Source organism: Tabrizicola sp., from assembly GCF_034366665.1.
In the GTDB taxonomy this organism is placed as follows: Bacteria; Pseudomonadota; Alphaproteobacteria; order Rhodobacterales; family Rhodobacteraceae; genus Tabrizicola.
The window spans coordinates 55,578-71,332 of sequence record NZ_JAXMMF010000049.1 but is presented as its reverse complement, the minus strand read 5'-3'; the positions used below and the strand labels follow the sequence as shown (position 1 = coordinate 71,332).

The 15,755-nt window shown below is 66.3% G+C and carries 14 protein-coding genes; 13 read left to right on the top strand and 1 reads right to left on the bottom strand.

Annotated elements, in window-relative coordinates; all coding sequences use genetic code 11:
* Positions 1–18: 18 nt before the first annotated feature.
* Positions 19–789, bottom strand: a complete 771-nt coding sequence (locus U1E69_RS06605) for an HpcH/HpaI aldolase/citrate lyase family protein (protein ID WP_322243560.1) — start codon at positions 787–789, stop codon at positions 19–21.
* Between the two features lie 136 nt (positions 790–925).
* Here U1E69_RS06605 and U1E69_RS06600 point away from each other — a divergent pair, with 136 nt between their 5' ends.
* From U1E69_RS06600 to U1E69_RS06540, 13 genes are all read left to right on the top strand, one after another.
* Positions 926–1,921, top strand: a complete 996-nt coding sequence (locus U1E69_RS06600; protein WP_322243559.1) for a Gfo/Idh/MocA family oxidoreductase — start codon at positions 926–928, stop codon at positions 1,919–1,921.
* Positions 1,918–3,489: an acyl CoA:acetate/3-ketoacid CoA transferase gene (locus U1E69_RS06595; RefSeq protein ID WP_322243558.1), complete on the top strand. Its 1,572-nt coding sequence runs from the start codon at positions 1,918–1,920 to the stop codon at positions 3,487–3,489. The genes U1E69_RS06600 and U1E69_RS06595 overlap by 4 nt, the downstream gene beginning before the upstream one ends.
* Positions 3,486–4,250, top strand: coding sequence for an enoyl-CoA hydratase/isomerase family protein (locus U1E69_RS06590; protein WP_322243557.1), 765 nt, complete (start codon positions 3,486–3,488; stop codon positions 4,248–4,250). The genes U1E69_RS06595 and U1E69_RS06590 overlap by 4 nt, the downstream gene beginning before the upstream one ends.
* Complete coding sequence (locus U1E69_RS06585) at positions 4,251–5,828, top strand: aldehyde dehydrogenase family protein (protein ID WP_322243556.1); 1,578 nt, start codon at positions 4,251–4,253, stop codon at positions 5,826–5,828.
* 35 nt (positions 5,829–5,863) lie between these two features.
* The gene (locus tag U1E69_RS06580) at positions 5,864–7,114 is read left to right on the top strand and encodes an ABC transporter substrate-binding protein (protein WP_416200260.1); all 1,251 of its coding nucleotides are present in this window, start codon (positions 5,864–5,866) and stop codon (positions 7,112–7,114) included.
* Positions 7,115–7,226: 112 nt separating this feature from the next.
* On the top strand, positions 7,227–8,114 hold the full coding sequence (locus tag U1E69_RS06575) for a sugar ABC transporter permease (protein ID WP_322243555.1): 888 nt from the start codon (positions 7,227–7,229) through the stop codon (positions 8,112–8,114).
* Positions 8,114–8,992 (top strand): carbohydrate ABC transporter permease, encoded by an 879-nt coding sequence (locus tag U1E69_RS06570; protein WP_322243554.1) that lies wholly within the window; start codon positions 8,114–8,116, stop codon positions 8,990–8,992. Before U1E69_RS06575 ends, U1E69_RS06570 begins: the two co-directional genes overlap by 1 nt.
* A 99-nt stretch (positions 8,993–9,091) precedes the next feature.
* Entirely contained in the window at positions 9,092–10,336 is a 1,245-nt protein-coding gene (locus tag U1E69_RS06565) for an ABC transporter substrate-binding protein (protein ID WP_322243553.1), read from the top strand.
* Positions 10,337–10,395: 59 nt separating this feature from the next.
* Positions 10,396–11,508, top strand: coding sequence for a sn-glycerol-3-phosphate ABC transporter ATP-binding protein UgpC (locus tag U1E69_RS06560; RefSeq protein WP_322243552.1), 1,113 nt, complete (start codon positions 10,396–10,398; stop codon positions 11,506–11,508).
* The gene (locus tag U1E69_RS06555; protein WP_322243551.1) at positions 11,509–12,996 is read left to right on the top strand and encodes a GMC family oxidoreductase; all 1,488 of its coding nucleotides are present in this window, start codon (positions 11,509–11,511) and stop codon (positions 12,994–12,996) included. It begins immediately after the preceding gene.
* Positions 12,993–13,748 (top strand): 3-ketoacyl-ACP reductase, encoded by a 756-nt coding sequence (locus U1E69_RS06550; protein ID WP_322243550.1) that lies wholly within the window; start codon positions 12,993–12,995, stop codon positions 13,746–13,748. Before U1E69_RS06555 ends, U1E69_RS06550 begins: the two co-directional genes overlap by 4 nt.
* Position 13,749: 1 nt before the next feature.
* On the top strand, positions 13,750–15,330 hold the full coding sequence (locus U1E69_RS06545) for a GMC family oxidoreductase (protein ID WP_322243549.1): 1,581 nt from the start codon (positions 13,750–13,752) through the stop codon (positions 15,328–15,330).
* Positions 15,327–15,644 (top strand): Dabb family protein, encoded by a 318-nt coding sequence (locus U1E69_RS06540; RefSeq protein ID WP_322243548.1) that lies wholly within the window; start codon positions 15,327–15,329, stop codon positions 15,642–15,644. Before U1E69_RS06545 ends, U1E69_RS06540 begins: the two co-directional genes overlap by 4 nt.
* The last annotated feature ends 111 nt before the right edge of the window (positions 15,645–15,755 follow it).

Below are 15,755 nucleotides of genomic sequence, written 5' to 3'. Positions count from 1 at the left end.
GCCGGGGCACGATGAGCGTCACCGGCCCACGAATTGCCGCGCCCGTGCCCGCAGCGCATCGACATAGGCCAGCACGTCGATCCCGACCCCGACGAACCGCGCCCCTGCGGCCTTGCAGTCCGCAAGGAAGTCGTCTTCGGTCGACAGGACTCCGGCCGCCTTGCCCGATGCGGCGATGCGGGCCAGCGCGTCCATCACAGCGGCGCGCACTTCGGGGTGGGCCGCATTGCCCAGATGCCCCATGTCGGCGGCAAGGTCGGCGGGGCCGATGAAGACGCAGTCGATGCCCGAAATGGCCAGGATCTCGTCCAGCGCCGCCAACCCCGCCCGGCTTTCGATCTGCAAGAGGAGGCAGATCTGGGCGTTGGCCGTGGCCAGATAGTCCGGCACCGCGGAAAACCGCGACGCGCGAGCCAGCGACGACCCGACCCCGCGGATGCCCTGCGGCGGATAGCGGGTCGCGGCCAGCGCGCGCCGTGCCTGATCGGCGCTTTCGATCATCGGGATCAGCAGGCTCTGCGCGCCCGCGTCCAGCGCCTGCTTGATCCGCGCCGGATCATCATCGCGCAGCCGCACGACGGGCAGGCTGGACGAAGGCTCAATCACCGCAAGCTGCGCCATCGTCGAGCGCAGGTCGTTCGGCGCATGTTCCCCGTCGATCAAAAGCCAGTCGAAACCGCAGGTCGCGGCCATCTCGGCGGCATAGGGATCAGCCATGCCAAGCCAGCAGCCATAAAGGGTCTCTCCGGCCGCAAGACGGTGTTTCAGACGGTTGGCAGGTGCGGGCATGACGAAGGCTTTCTGAAGGGTGCTGGCAAAGCATAGCTGTGCCCACGACGAATGTCAGGGGTCCGAAAAAGTTGCTTGACGTGTCTTGGATCGTTCCAGTACATGTTTGGAACGATCCAAATAAGGGGAGGGAATCATGCGCTGGGGGTTGGTCGGGGCAAGCACCATTGCCGCGCAGCACATGATCGGAGCCATCCGCGCCACCGGGGGCAAGATTGCGGCCGTGGTCAGCACCACCCGCGCCAGGGCAGATGACTTTGCCGCCAGCCACGCCATTCCCGCCGCAGGTGATCAACTTGCGCTGATTCTGGACGATGCGTCGATCGGCGCGGTCTACATCTCGTCGACCAACGAAAAGCATCACGCGCAGGCGCTGGCAGCCATAGCGGCTGGCAAGCATGTCCTGTGCGAAAAGCCCCTGGCGTTGACGGTGGCCGAGGCGGCCGGGATGATCCGGGCGGCCCATGTGGCGGGCGTGGTCTTTGCCACCAACCACCATCTGCGTTGCTCGGGCAGCCACCGGGCGATCCGTGACCTGATCCGGGGGGGCCGCATCGGCCGCGTGCTGTCGCTGCGCCTGTTCCACGCCGTCCACCTTCCGCCGAACCTGCAGGGCTGGCGGATCAACGACGCCTCTGCCGGTGGCGGGGTGATCCCGGACATCACGGTCCACGACGCCGACGTCGCGCGCTTCCTGTTGGGCGAGGACCCGGTGGCCGTGGTGGCCCAGATGGGCACCAGCGGCATGGGGCAGGGGGTCGAGGACTCGGCGATGTCGATCTGGACGATGCCCTCGGGCGCGATGGTGCAAAGCCACGAAAGCTTTACCCACCCCTTCGCGGGGTCGGGGCTTGAGGTGCACGGGGACAAGGGCTCGATATTTGCGCGGGGCGTGATGACCCAACAACCGGTTGGCGAGATCGAGCTGGTGACGGCAGCGGGCCGCGAAGTGGTGCCCTACTCCACGCACAACCTTTATGCCCAGGGAGTTGCCGATTTTCTGGCCGCCGTTGCGGGGCAGGGCGCCCCGGCAGCGTCCGGCGAGGACGGAATTGCCTCGCTTGCCGTGGCGCTGGCCGTGCGCGAAGCTGCGCGCACCGGCCAACGCCAGCTCGTGAAGGTGCCCGCATGACCAAGCTTGTTACCCCCGCCGAAGCCGTCGCCCGCATCGGCGATGGGGCGGTCGTCACCGTCTCGTCCTCCTCGGCCCTCGGCTGCCCCGACCTGGTCCTGAAGGCCCTGGGTGACCGCTTCCGCAGCGAAGGCCACCCGCGCGCGATCACCACCCTGCATCCCATCGCGGCGGGCGACATGTACGGCGTCAAGGGGATGGACTGGATCGCGCAGGACGGACTTCTCGCGCGGGTGCTGGCGGGGTCCTACCCCTCGGGCTCGTCGAACCTGCCGATGCCGGAAATTTGGCGGATGATCGTCGAGGACCGCGTTGCCGCCTACAACGTCCCCTCGGGCATCCTTTTCGACATGCACCGCGAGGCTGCGGCACGCCGTCCGGGCGTCTTGACCAAGGTCGGGATGGACACCTTCGCCGACCCGATCCGCGAGGGCTGCGCGATGAACGCGCGGGGGGCCGCCGCGCCCATCGTGCGCCGGGTGGAGTTCGGCAGCGAGACCTGGCTCCACTTCCCCAACATCCAGCCCGATGTCTGCATCCTGCGCGCGACGACGGCGGACGAGAACGGCAACCTTACCTACGAACACGAGGGCGCCTATCTGGGCGGGCTGGAGCAGGCCATCGCTGCCCGGAACAACCGGGGACTCGTCATCGCCCAGGTCTCGCGTCTCACCGCCAAAGGCAGCCTCCGCCCCCACGACGTGCGCGTCCCCGGCCATCTGGTCGACCTGATCGTCCTCGACCCCGACCAGCGCCAGACCACCGAGACGCCCTACGACCCCGCCATCTCGGGCCAGATCATGCGCCCGTGGTCGTCCTTCACCCTCGCCGAGCAGGGCATCGAAAAAGTCATCGCCCGCCGCGCCGCGATGGAGCTTCGCGGCGGGATGACGGCAAACCTCGGCTTCGGCATCAGCGCGATGGTCCCCCGCATCCTCCTCGAAGAAGGCCACCCCGAGGCCGTCACCTGGGCCATCGAACAGGGTGCCGTGGGCGGCATGCCCCTGACCGGCTTCGCCTTCGGCTGCGCCTCGAACGCCTGGGGCTACATGCCCTCACCGCAGCAATTCATCTACTTCCAGGGCGGCGGCTTCGACATGTCGTTTCTGTCCTTCATGGAGATCGACACCGACGGCAACGTCAACGTCTCCAAACTCGGCAAGAAGCCATACCTCACCGCAGGCTGTGGCGGCTTCGTCGACATCACCGCCCACGCCGGCAAGATCGTCTTCTCGGGTTGGTTCGAGGCCGGGGCAGGGGTCGCCCTCTCGCCCACCGGCCTGACCGTCACCACCCCCGGCAAGTTCTGCAAGATGGTCGACCGCGTCGAACACGTCACCTTCTCCGGCTCCCGCGCCCGCGCCACGGGGCAAGAGGTCCTCTACATCACCGAACGCTGCGTGATCCGATCCACCGACCGGGGCTTGATTGCCACCGAGATCATGCCCGGCATCGACCCCGCCCGCGACATCATCGCGGCCTCCCAAGGCCGCGTCACCATCGCCGAGAACGCCACCACCATGCCGCTGTCGCTCCTGACGGAAGGCCCGATGGGGTGGCAACCATGACCGTCCGCCTTCACATCGCAGGTCCCGTCGCCACCCTGACCCTCGACAACCCGGCCAAGCTCAACTGCTTCACCGTGGACATGCTGGCCCAACTCGCCAGCCATCTGGAAACAGTCGAAGCCGACCCCGCCCTCCGCGCCGTGATCCTCACCGGCGAGGGCGAGAAAGCCTTCTGCTCCGGCGCCGACATCAACGCCTGGGGCGGCCTGTCCCCCGCCGACTTCGCCCGCTCTTGGGTGCGCGGCGGCCACCGCATCTTCGACCGCCTCGCGCGCCTCTCCAAACCCACCATTGCCGCCCTGAACGGCCATGCCTTCGGCGGCGGCCTCGAACTCGCTGCCGCCTGCGATATCCGAGTGATCACCCCGAAAGCCACCATCGCCCTGCCCGAGGCTGGCGTTGGCATCGTCCCCGGCTGGTCCGGCAGCCAACGTCTCGCGCGCCTCATCCCGGAAGGCATCCTCAAGGAAATGGCCCTCTTCGGCCGCCGTATCCCCGCCGACCGCCTTCTCCAGTGCGGCTTCGTCGCCGAAATCGCCGAAGACCCCCGCGCCGCCGCCCAAGCCATCGCCGAAAAAGCCGCCACCCTCTCCCCCCGCGCCACGGAAATCACCAAGGCGATGATCCACGCCGGCAGGGGCGAGGACCAGGCCGCCCTGATCGAGGCCCTCGGCTCTGCCGCCATCGCCGCCAGCGAAGACCGCGAGGAGGGCGTCGCCGCCTTCCAACAGAAACGCAAACCAGAATTCCCGGGGACCTGAATGTTGGACCTGACCGTGATCCCCGCCACGAACGCGACGCTTCCCGAAGTTCGGCAGAACCTGCACCTCATCGATGGGGAGTTTACCCCGTCCCGGGCTCGCCCCGGGACCTCCACCGCAACCCACGAGGTCCCGGGTCAAGCCCGGGACGGGGTCTCCTGGTCGGAGCGCCTCTCCCCTTCCCACGGCACCGTCGTTTCACGTTCGGAAATTGGAACGATCCAAGACGCCGAGGCCGCCATCGCCGCTGCCCGCAAAGCCTTCGATGACGGGCGCTGGAGCCAACTCTCCGGCAAAGCCCGCGCCGCCGTCCTTCTGAAAGTCGCCGACCTGATCGAGGCCAACACAGACCGCATGGCCCTGCTGGAAACCCTGGAATCCGGCAAACCGATCACCCAATCGCGCGGTGAGATCAGCGGGGCCGCCGACCTCTGGCGCTATGCCGCGTCGCTGGCCCGGACGCTGCACGGCGACAGCCACAACTCGCTTGGGTCCGACATGCTCGCCGTGGTCCTGAAGGAACCCATCGGCGTCGTCAGCATCATCACGCCCTGGAACTTCCCCTTCTGGATCCTGTCCCAGAAGCTCCCCTTCGCGCTGGCCGCTGGCTGCACCTGCGTCGTCAAACCATCGGAACTAACCCCGTCGACCACCGTCATCCTCGGCGAACTCCTGCAAGAAGCGGGCCTCCCCAATGGCGTAGTGAACATCGTCCTCGGCTACGGCCAACCCGTCGGCGCGACCCTCGCCAGCCACCCGAAGGTCGACATGGTCACCTTCACAGGCTCCACCGCCGTTGGCCGGGGCATCGCCGCCGCCGCAAGCACCACCCTGAAGAAAGTCGCCCTCGAACTTGGCGGCAAGAACCCGCAGGTGATCTTCCCCGACGCCGACCTTGAGGCCGCCGCCGATGCCGTCACCTTCGGCGTGTACTTCAACGTCGGTCAGTGCTGCAATTCTGGCAGCCGGATCATCGTCCACGAGGACATCGCCGAAGCCTTCACCGCCCGAGTCGTCGCGCTCTCCCGCCAAGTCGCTTTCGGCGACCCCCTCGACCCCGCCACTCAGGTCGGTGCCATCGTCAGCCGCGAGCATGGCGCCAAGATCGACGCCTATGTCACCGCCGCAGTCAAGGCTGGGGCCACGGTCGCATTGGGCGGCAAGCCCTTGGACGTCCCCGGCCTCACGCCGCAATTCTACGAGCCGACCATCGTGACCAACGTCACCCCCGACATGGCCATCGCCCGGGAAGAGGTCTTCGGCCCGGTGCTGACCGTCCTCACCTTCCGCACCCTCGAAGAGGCCCTGCACCTCGTCAACGACGCTGACTACGGCCTGTCGGCTGGCGTGTGGAGCGAGAATATCCATACCTGCCTGACCTTCGCCCGCGCCGCACAGGCGGGCACGGTCTGGACCAACACCTGGATGGACGGCTTCCCCGAAGTCACCTTCGGCGGCGTCAAGCAATCGGGCCTGGGGCGCGAGATCGGCCGCCAGGGCCTGGATGAATTCATGGAAATCAAGTCGCTCGTCATGCGGATCGGCCGCACGCGGGCACCTTGGGTAAGACCCCGCTGAACGGCGGGAAACGAAGCGCAATACGGGAGGAAACCATGCGCCTTTTCGGAAGAACCCTGACCGCAGCCGCGGCCCTTGTGATGACCACTGGCGTCACCTTTGCCGAGGACGTCGAAGTCCTGCACTGGTGGACCTCCGGCGGTGAAGCCGCTGCCCTCAACGTCCTCAAGGACAACCTTGGCAAAGCCGGAACCGGCTGGGTCGACATGCCCGTCGCAGGCGGCGGTGGCGAGGCCGCGATGACCGCCCTTCGCGCCCGCGTCACGGCAGGCGATGCGCCTACCGCCGTGCAGATGCTGGGCTTCGACATCCTCGACTGGGCTGGTGAGGGTGCCCTCGCCGACCTGACCGCCACCGCACAGGCCGAGGGTTGGGACAAGGTCGTCCCCGCCGCCCTGCAGAAGTTCTCGACCGCGGACGGCAAGTGGGTCGCGGCCCCGGTCAACGTGCACTCGACGAACTGGGTCTGGATCAACAAGGCCGCGCTTGACGCCACTGGCCTTGGCGAGCCGAAGACCTGGGACGAGCTGGTGGCCGTCCTCGACAAGATGAAAGAGGCCGGGATCACCCCGCTGGCCCACGGCGGCCAGCCCTGGCAGGAAGCCACCGTCTTCGACGGGATCGTCCTGGGCATGGGCGGCGACCTTTACCAGAAGGCCTTCATCGACCTTGACCCCGCCGCCCTGGGCGGGCCGGAGATGGCGATGGCCTTCGACCACCTGATCAAGCTGCGCTCTTACGTCGATGACAACTTCTCGGGCCGCGACTGGAACCTCGCCTCGGCCATGGTGATCAACGGCGAAGCGGGCATGCAGATGATGGGCGACTGGGCCAAGGGTGAGTTCCTGAAGGCCGGCAAAGTTCCCGGCACCGACTTCGTCTGCATCCGCTTCCCCGGCACCCAAGGGTCGGTGACCTTCAACTCCGACCAGTTCGCAATGTTCAATCAGGCGGACCCGGCGGCTCAGGAAGCCCAGGTCGCGATGGCCAAGGCGATCATGGACCCGGTGTTCCAGTCGGCGTTCAACGTGGTGAAGGGCTCGGTCCCGGCGCGGACGGATGTGTCGAACGAGGCCTTCGACGATTGCGGCAAAAAGGGCATGGCCGACCTTGCCGAGGCCTCGACTGCAGGCACGCTTTTTGGCTCGATGGCGCATGGGCACGCAGCTCCAGCCGCGGTGAAGAACGCGACCTATGACGTGATCACCGCGGCCTTCAACGGTGAATACGCCGATGGCGCCGCAGCCGCAGCCGCGCTGGCCGAAGCCGTCGCCGCCGCGCAGTAACCGCCTGGAAGGGGGGTGGACCATCTGCCCCCCGACCCAAATTCCTTAAGCAAGGAATTTGTCAAAATCCTTACTCAAGGATTTTGGCCCCCAGAACCCACGGGAGGGACCCATGGCCACCAAGGCCGATTTCCGCACCACGCTGCAGGACTGGCTGCCGAAGCTCGTCCTCGCCCCCTCTTTCGCCGTGACGCTCCTCTTCGTCTACGGCTTCATCCTCTTCACCGTGGTCCTCTCGTTCACCGGCTCGAAGATGCTGCCCAAGTTCACCTGGGTCGGCTTCGAGAATTACCACAAGCTCTTCGCCCTTCCCGCCTGGTCCACCGCGATCACCAACATCGCGATCTTCGCCACCCTCTACATCACCATCTGCACCCTGATCGGCCTGATGCTGGCGATCTTCCTCGACCAGAAGATCCGGGGCGAGGGCATGCTGCGCCCGATCTACCTTTACCCGATGGCCCTCTCCTTCATCGTCACCGGCACCGCCTGGAAGTGGTTCCTCGACCCCGGCATCGGCCTTGAACGCATCATGCACCAATGGGGGTGGGAGTCGTTCTCCTTCACCTGGATCAAGGACGGCGAGATGGCGCTTTACACCATCGTCATCGCCGCAGTCTGGCAAACCTCGGGCTTCGTGATGGCGATGTTCCTGGCGGGTCTCCGCGGCATCGACAACGAGATCCTGAAGGCCGCGCAGATCGATGGCGCGTCGAACTGGCAGCTTTACCGCCGCATCGTCATCCCGCTTCTCCGCCCCGCGTTCCTGAGCGCCTTCGTCATCCTCTCCCACCTCGCGATCAAGTCCTACGACCTTGTCATCGCGCTGACCGGAGGCGGTCCCGGCCGTGCGACCGAAATGCCCGCAACCTTCATGTATTCCTACACCTTCACGAGGAACCAGATGGGCATCGGCGCCTCCTCCGCCGTGATCATGCTGATGACCATCGCCGCGATCATGGTCCCCTACCTTTACGCCGAGCTGAAGGAGAAGAAGTGATGTCCGCTGTCACGCAAGACACCGCTGTCTCGACCGGCCGAGTCACCCGGGCCTTTGTCTATCTGGTCCTAATCCTCTTCGCGCTCTTCTACCTTCTCCCCCTCTACGTCATGGGCGTGAACTCCCTCAAACCCCTGGCCGAGATCACCGGCGGCAACATGATGGCGCTGCCGTCGCAATGGACCCTGGACCCCTGGCGCAGCGCATGGTCCACCGCGCAGATCGGCGTCGAACCCACCGGCCTGAAACCCTATTTCATCAACTCCATCCTGATGGTCGTCCCCGCCGTTGCGATCTCCACCATCATCGGAGCGCTGAACGGCTACGTCCTGACCAAGTGGCGCTTTCGCGGCGACACATGGGTCTTCGGGCTGATGCTGTTTTCCTGCTTCATCCCGTTCCAGATCGTCCTGATCCCGATGGCGGTGGTCTTGGGCAAACTGGGGCTGGCAGGCACCGTCCCCGGCCTGATCCTCGTCCACGTCGTCTACGGGATCGGCTTCACCACGCTCTATTTCCGCAACTACTACGCCAGCTTCCCCACCGAGCTTGTCCGCGCCGCGATGATCGACGGGGCAGGGTTCTTCCGCATCTTCTGGCGCATCCTTTTGCCCGTCAGCGGCCCCATCGCCGTTGTCTCCGTCATCTGGCAATTCACCAACATCTGGAACGACTTCCTCTTCGGCGTCAGCTTCGGAGGCACCAGCCAGCCGATGACCGTGGCGCTGAACAACCTCGTCCAATCCTCGACCGGCGTGAAGGAATACAACGTCCACTTCGCGGGCGCGATCCTTGCCGCCCTTCCCACCCTCTTCGTCTACATCGTCGCAGGCCGCTACTTCGTGCGCGGGCTGATGGCGGGGTCAGTGAAGGGGTAAGGCCGACCGCCGGGCGACGGCAATCGCCCGACGGTCCTTGTTCAACCCAAGCCCGCTTTCACGACCAACAAGGGCGAACATCAGGAAGGATTACTGCATATGAGAGCCTTGTCCATCACCGCACTGATGCTGGCCACTGCCAGCCCGGCCCTCGCCGACCCCTCGGTCGAGGTCATGCACTTCTGGACCTCAGGCGGGGAGGCTGCCGCGCTGGGCGCTGTCCGCGACAAGGTCGTGGCCGAGGGCGTCACCTGGACCGACGCGCCCGTCGCTGGCGGCGGAGGCGATCAGGCCAAAACCGCGCTGCAGGCCCGCATCGCCTCGGGCAACCCGCCCGCCGCCATGTTGATGCTGGGCCAGACGATCACCGATTGGGCCGCCGAAGGGATGCTGGGCAACGTCGACGCCCTGGCCGAAGCCCAAGGCTGGGACGCCGCCCTGCCGCAGGCGGTCAAGGACTGGACCAAGATCGACGGCCACTACGTCAGCGTCCCGACCAACGTCCACCGGACCGACATGATCTGGGCCTCCAAGGCCGCCTTCGACAAGATCGGCGCGGCCTATCCGACCACCTGGGAGGAACTGAACGCCCTTGCCCCGAAGTTCGTGGAGGCCGGGATCATCCCGCTCGCCCACGGCGGGCAGGCCTGGCAGGAAGCCTACATGTTCGAAGCCGTCGCCGCCGGGGTAGGGGGCGCGGACTTCTACCGCAAAGCCCTGATCGACCTCGACGACGCCACCCTGCGCGGCCCCGAAATGGTCGCCGTCTTCACCGAAATGGCCGCCCTGCGCGGCATGGTCGACCCGAACGCCGCCGGGCGCGACTGGAACCTTGCCTCCTCGATGGTCATCAACGGCGAGGCCGCGATGCAGATCATGGGCGACTGGGCCAAGGGCGAATTCACCAACGCGGGCAAGAAGCCGGGTGACGATTACGCCTGTATCCCGGTCCCCAAGGCCAAGGGAGACGCCTTCGTCTACCTCGTCAACTCGCTCTCGCTTTTCACCCAAACCGACCCCGACCTGATCAAGGGCCAGGAGGTCCTCGCCTCGGCCATCATGGACCCCGCCGTCCAGATCGCCTTCAACCAGGCCAAGGGCGCGATCCCGGCCCGCACCGACATCGACCTGTCCGCGATGGACGCCTGCGCCCAGGCCACCTCCGTCGCCCTCAAGGCCAACGACGCCGCAGGCACCGCCCTCCCGACCTTCGCCGGAACCCACGCCGCCAACGCCGCCGTCGTGGGCGCCGCAACCGACGCCATCACCGCCTTCTTCAACTCGGACCAGACCCCCGAAGAGGCCGCAACCGCCCTTGCCGACGCCATCGCGGCGGCCCGGTAAGGCAACCGGCCCCATCCCTCCCTCCCGTGGGATGGGGCCACCAAAACATGAGGACCAAAATGGGCTTTCTCGACATCCGCAACGTCACCAAATCCTACGGGCAGGTCGAAGTCCTGCACCGCATCGACATCGCGGTCGAGGAGGGCGAGTTCCTGGTCCTCGTCGGCCCCTCGGGCTGCGGGAAATCCACGCTTCTCAACATGATCGCGGGGCTGGAAGGCATCACGGGCGGGGAGATCGCCATCAAGGGCCGGGTCGTCAACGGCGTCCACCCCTCGAAGCGCAACATCGCGATGGTGTTCCAATCCTACGCTTTGTATCCCAACATGACCGTCGGCCAGAACATGACCTTCGGCCTTGAAATGCACGGCGTCCCGAAGCCCGAACGTGACCGCGCCCTCGCCGACGTGGCGAAGCTCCTCCAAATCGAGACGCTCCTGGACCGCAAGCCCGGCCAGCTCTCCGGTGGCCAGCGCCAGCGGGTCGCGATGGGCCGGGCGCTGGTCCGCAACCCCGACGTGTTCCTTTTCGACGAACCCCTCTCCAACCTAGACGCAAAACTCCGCGTCGACATGCGGACCGAGATCAAGAAGCTGCACCAGAAGCTGCGCACCACCATCGTCTACGTCACGCACGACCAGATCGAGGCCTTGACCCTCTCCACCCGCATCGCGGTGATGAACAAGGGCCACGTCCAGCAACTTGGCACGCCCAAGGAGATCTACGACACCCCGTCGAACCTTTTCGTCGCGACCTTCATGGGCAGCCCCGCGATGAACATCGTCCCCGCGACCGTCGTCATCGAAAACGGCCACCCCCACGCCGCCATCACCGACGCCGACGGCACGCCCCGCCTCCTTCGCTTCTCCCAACCCAACCTTGCCCAGTGGGAAGGTAAACCCATCCTCCTCGGCATCCGCCCCGAGGCGATCACCGACCCCGAAGGCGCCGACCGCAAGTCCGGCAACATCGTCGCGCTGAAGAACCGCGTCACCGTCATCGAACCCGCCGGGGCTGACACCTTCGTCACCATGACCCTGTCGGGCCGCGACACCATCGCCCGGATGCGCGCCGACGCGAATGTCGCTGCGGGCCAAGTTTTCGACTTTGCGGTCAACATGGAAAAGGCCGTAGCCTTCGATCCGACAACCGAGGAACGGATCACCCCCTGAATGCAAGCAGACGTCATCATCATCGGCTCCGGCATGGGGGGCGCGACGCTTGCCGCCGCCCTTGCGCCCACGGGCCGCCGCATCCTGATCCTGGAACGCGGCGATTACCTGCGCGACTCGCCCGAGGCCCGCGACCCCGCCGCCATCTTCCAGCGCGGCCATTTCAAGCCGAACGAGACCTGGCGCGACATCACCGGCGAGCCCCTCCACCCCGGCAACTACGCCTATGTCGGCGGCAACACCAAGTTCTACGGCGCCGTCCTCCTTCGCTACCGGGCCGAGGATTTCGCTCCCCTTCGCCACATCGAAGGCACAACCCCCGGCTGGCCCTTCGCTTACGAAGACCTCGAACCCTGGTACTCCCAGGCCGAAACCCTGTACCGCGTCCGGGGCGACGTCGCGAACGACCCGTCTGAGCCCCCGCACTCCGCCCCCTATCACTTCCCCCCCGTCCCCGACGAGCCCGACATCCAACGCCTCCGCGCAGCGTTCCAAGCCCAAGGCCTCCACGTCTCCGCCCTCCCGCTAGGCGTGGACATCGACGCCTGGCTCAAGCGCGCCCGCACCGGCTGGGACGCCTTCCCCTGCACCACCGGGGCCAAATCCGACGCCGAAAGCTGCGCCTTGGCCGAAGCGCTGAAACACCCCAACGTCACCCTGCAAACCAACACCAAAGTCACCCGCCTCCTCTCCGACGCCCGCCGCATCACTGGCGTCGAGGTTGAACGCTTCGGCACCCGCGAAACCCTCACCGCCCCCCTTGTCGTCCTCGCGGCCGGAGCAATCCTCTCCTCCGCCCTCCTCCTCGCCAGCGCCAACGACCACCACCCCACCGGGCTTGCCAACCGCTCCGACCAGGTCGGCCGCAACTTCATGAACCACAACCTCACCGGAATGGTGGCCTACAACCCCTTCCGCCGGAACCGCACCACTTACGAGAAAACCATCCAGATCAACGACTTCTACCTGACCGGCGGCCCACGGGGAGAACCACTCGGCAACATCCAGATGCTCGGCCGCATCACCGGCCCGATCCTTGCGGGCGAGGCGGGCCTTCCCCTCTGGCTTTCCCACCACATCGCGGACCACTCGATTCACATCATGGCCATGTCCGAGGACCTGCCCGACCCAAATTCCCGCGTCCTGTGGCGCAACGGCGAAGTTGTCCTGGACTGGCGCAAGACCAACACCAAAGCCCACGACCTCCTTGTCCAGCGTCTCAAGCAGGCAATGAGGAAAGCGGGTTGGCCCATCACCCTCTCACGAGGCTTCCCCAAATCCAAACCCAGCCACCAATGCGGCACCAACCGCATGGGCGCGGACCCAGGCGCGTCTGTCGTGGACCCCAATCTGAAAGCCCACGACCTCGACAACCTCTACATCGTCGACGCCTCGGTTCTGCCGACCTCCGCCGCCGTGAACCCCTCGCTCACCATCGCCGCCCTTGCGCTTCGTGCAGGGGACCACATCGCCAAGGCCCACACATGACCCCCCTCGCCCTTGTCACCGGAGGCCAGCAAGGCATCGGCCTCGGCATCGCGGAAGCCCTTGCGAAACAAGGCTTCCGCCTCGCCATCGCCTCCCGCTCCGCGCCCGAGGACCCTGCCGTCCGGACCGCTCTGCAAACCCTCCCACAGGCGCGCTACTACCAGCACGACCTTTCGAATGTCGCCGCCATCCCGGCACTTCTGGACCAGATCGAAGCCCTTCAGGGACCCCTCGACGCCCTGATCCAGAACGCCGGAGTTGCGGCAAAGGTCCGGGGCGACATGCTGGACGTCACGCCGGAAAACTTCGACTGGATCATGGGCATCAACCTGCGCGGCGCCTTCTTTCTGGCCCAGCAGATCGCCCATCGCATGCTGGCCACGACCAGCCCGCACTACCGGTCCATCACCTTCGTCACCTCCGTCTCGGCCCGGATGGCCAGCCCGGAACGCGCCGACTACTGCATCTCCAAGGCCGCCGCCGCGATGGCCGCCCAGACCCTCGCCCTGCGCCTCGCCCCGCACGGCATCGGCGTCTTCGAACTGCGTCCCGGCATTATCGAGACCGGCATGACAGCAGCCGTCAAAGACAAGTACGACGCCCGCATCGCCCAAGGCCTTGTCCCCGCAGGCCGCTGGGGCCAACCCTCCGACATCGGCCAGGCCGTGATCCCCCTCGTCACCGGCCAGATGGCCTTCGCCATCGGCGCGGTGATCCCCGTCGATGGCGGGCTCTCCATCGAAAGACTGTAAGATGACCGAAGGCTACGACTACATCATCATCGGTGGCGGCAGCGCTGGCTGCGTCCTTGCCGCCCGCCTGTCGGAAAACCCCGTCGCAAAGGTCCTCCTCCTCGAAGCCGGAGGCCGCGACCGCCACCCGTTCTACCACCTGCCCGCCGGTTTCGCGAAAATGACCAAGGGCATCGGAAGCTGGGGCTGGCAGACCGTCCCGCAGCGCCATATGCGCGGCATGCAGATCCGCTATACTCAGGCCAAGGTGATCGGCGGCGGTTCCTCGATCAATGCCCAGCTTTACACCCGCGGCAACGCCCAGGACTACGACGACTGGCGCCAGATGGGCTGCGCGGGCTGGGGGTATGACGATGTGCTGCCCTACTTCCGCAAGTCCGAACACAACGACAGCTTTGAAAACCGCTTTCACGGGAAAGACGGCCCCCTCGGAGTCAGCCAGCCCCGCGCGCCCCTGCCGATCTGCGAGGCCTTCTTCGCCGCCGGGGCCGAGATCGGCATACCGCGCAACCGCGACTTCACCGGCGAGACCCAGGACGGCCTCGGCTACTACCAGCTGACCCAACGCTGGTACCGCCGCTCCTCCACATCAACCGCCTTCCTGAAACCTGCACTCAATCGCCCAAACCTGACCGTGAAGACCGGCCAGCAGGTCCTGCGGATCGTCGTTGAAAAGGGCAGGGCGGTCGGCGTCCAGACGACCGAGGCCACCCACCGCGCCAGCACCGAGGTCATCCTCTCCTCCGGCGCCATCGGTTCCCCCCGCCTTCTCCAACTCTCCGGCATCGGCCCCGCCGACGACCTCCAACGCCTCGGCATTCCTGTCGTCCTCGACCGCCCGCAGGTGGGCGCGAACCTGCAAGACCACCTCGACCTCTTCGTCATCGCCGAATGCACCGGCCCGCACACCTACGACCGCTACGCCAAACCGCACTGGTCGGCGCTGGCGGGCCTCCAATACCTCCTGACCCGCAAGGGTCCCGTCGCCTCCTCCCTCTTCGAGACGGGGGGCTTCTGGTACGCCGACCCCTCCGCCCGCAGCCCCGACATCCAGTTCCACCTCGGCCTCGGCTCGGGGATCGAGGCTGGCGTCGCCGCCATGCCCCAGGGCGGCGTCACGCTCAACTCCGCCTTCCTGAGGCCCCGCAGCCGGGGCACCGTCAGGCTCGCCAGCGCAGACCCGAACGCCGCCCCGCTGATCGACCCGAACTACTGGGAAGACCCCTACGACCGCGAGATGTCGATCAAAGGCCTCAAACTCGCGCAGGAAATCATGCGCCAACCAGCGCTGAAACCCTTCGTCCTCGCCGAACGCCTCCCCGGACCCGACATCAAGACCGACGAAGACTACTTCAACTACGCCGTCAGGAACGCCAAGACCGACCACCACCCCGCCGGCACCTGCCGCATGGGCGCGGACATGGAGGCCGTCGTCGACCCGCAGCTAAGGTTCAACGGCATCGAAAACCTCCGCATCGTCGACGCCTCGGTCATGCCCACCGTCGTCTCCTCGAACACCAACGCCGCCACCATCATGATCGCCGAAAAAGCCGCCGATCTCATCAAGGAAGCCGCGAAATGATCCGCCACATCGTCCTTCTCAAAGCCCGCCCCGAGGTCTCCGAAGCCCACATCGCGTCGATCTTCGCCGACCTTCACGCCCTGAGCCTCCCCGGCATCGTTGCCATCCACTCCGGCCGCAGCGAAAGCCCCGAGAAAATCGAACGCGGCTACATGCATGGCTTCACCGTCGACTTCAGCAACTGGCAGGCACTCGCCGCCTACCAAGCCCACCCCGACCACAAACGCGTTGGCGCCGCCCTTGTCGCCGCAGCCGAAGGCGGGATCGACGGCATCCTCGTCTTCGATCTGCCCGTCGCAGGCACCGCCGCATGACCACCTCGCCCCCAATGCCTTTCACATTGGCCCATATATCCTCGGGGGGTTTGGGGGGCGAAGCGCCCCCAACTCCGAGGAGGAGGCGAAGCCCGACGACGAGACAAAAGC

Bases quoted from the DNA above. Each gene is read 5' to 3' on its own strand.
- U1E69_RS06605 (WP_322243560.1), bottom strand. From the start codon at position 789: ATGCCCGCACCTGCCAACCGTCTGAAACACCGTCTTGCGGCCGGAGAG.
- U1E69_RS06600 (WP_322243559.1), top strand. From the start codon at position 926: ATGCGCTGGGGGTTGGTCGGGGCAAGCACCATTGCCGCGCAGCACATG.
- U1E69_RS06595 (WP_322243558.1), top strand. From the start codon at position 1,918: ATGACCAAGCTTGTTACCCCCGCCGAAGCCGTCGCCCGCATCGGCGAT.
- U1E69_RS06590 (WP_322243557.1), top strand. From the start codon at position 3,486: ATGACCGTCCGCCTTCACATCGCAGGTCCCGTCGCCACCCTGACCCTC.
- U1E69_RS06585 (WP_322243556.1), top strand. From the start codon at position 4,251: ATGTTGGACCTGACCGTGATCCCCGCCACGAACGCGACGCTTCCCGAA.
- U1E69_RS06580 (WP_416200260.1), top strand. From the start codon at position 5,864: ATGCGCCTTTTCGGAAGAACCCTGACCGCAGCCGCGGCCCTTGTGATG.
- U1E69_RS06575 (WP_322243555.1), top strand. From the start codon at position 7,227: ATGGCCACCAAGGCCGATTTCCGCACCACGCTGCAGGACTGGCTGCCG.
- U1E69_RS06570 (WP_322243554.1), top strand. From the start codon at position 8,114: ATGTCCGCTGTCACGCAAGACACCGCTGTCTCGACCGGCCGAGTCACC.
- U1E69_RS06565 (WP_322243553.1), top strand. From the start codon at position 9,092: ATGAGAGCCTTGTCCATCACCGCACTGATGCTGGCCACTGCCAGCCCG.
- U1E69_RS06560 (WP_322243552.1), top strand. From the start codon at position 10,396: ATGGGCTTTCTCGACATCCGCAACGTCACCAAATCCTACGGGCAGGTC.
- U1E69_RS06555 (WP_322243551.1), top strand. From the start codon at position 11,509: ATGCAAGCAGACGTCATCATCATCGGCTCCGGCATGGGGGGCGCGACG.
- U1E69_RS06550 (WP_322243550.1), top strand. From the start codon at position 12,993: ATGACCCCCCTCGCCCTTGTCACCGGAGGCCAGCAAGGCATCGGCCTC.
- U1E69_RS06545 (WP_322243549.1), top strand. From the start codon at position 13,750: ATGACCGAAGGCTACGACTACATCATCATCGGTGGCGGCAGCGCTGGC.
- U1E69_RS06540 (WP_322243548.1), top strand. From the start codon at position 15,327: ATGATCCGCCACATCGTCCTTCTCAAAGCCCGCCCCGAGGTCTCCGAA.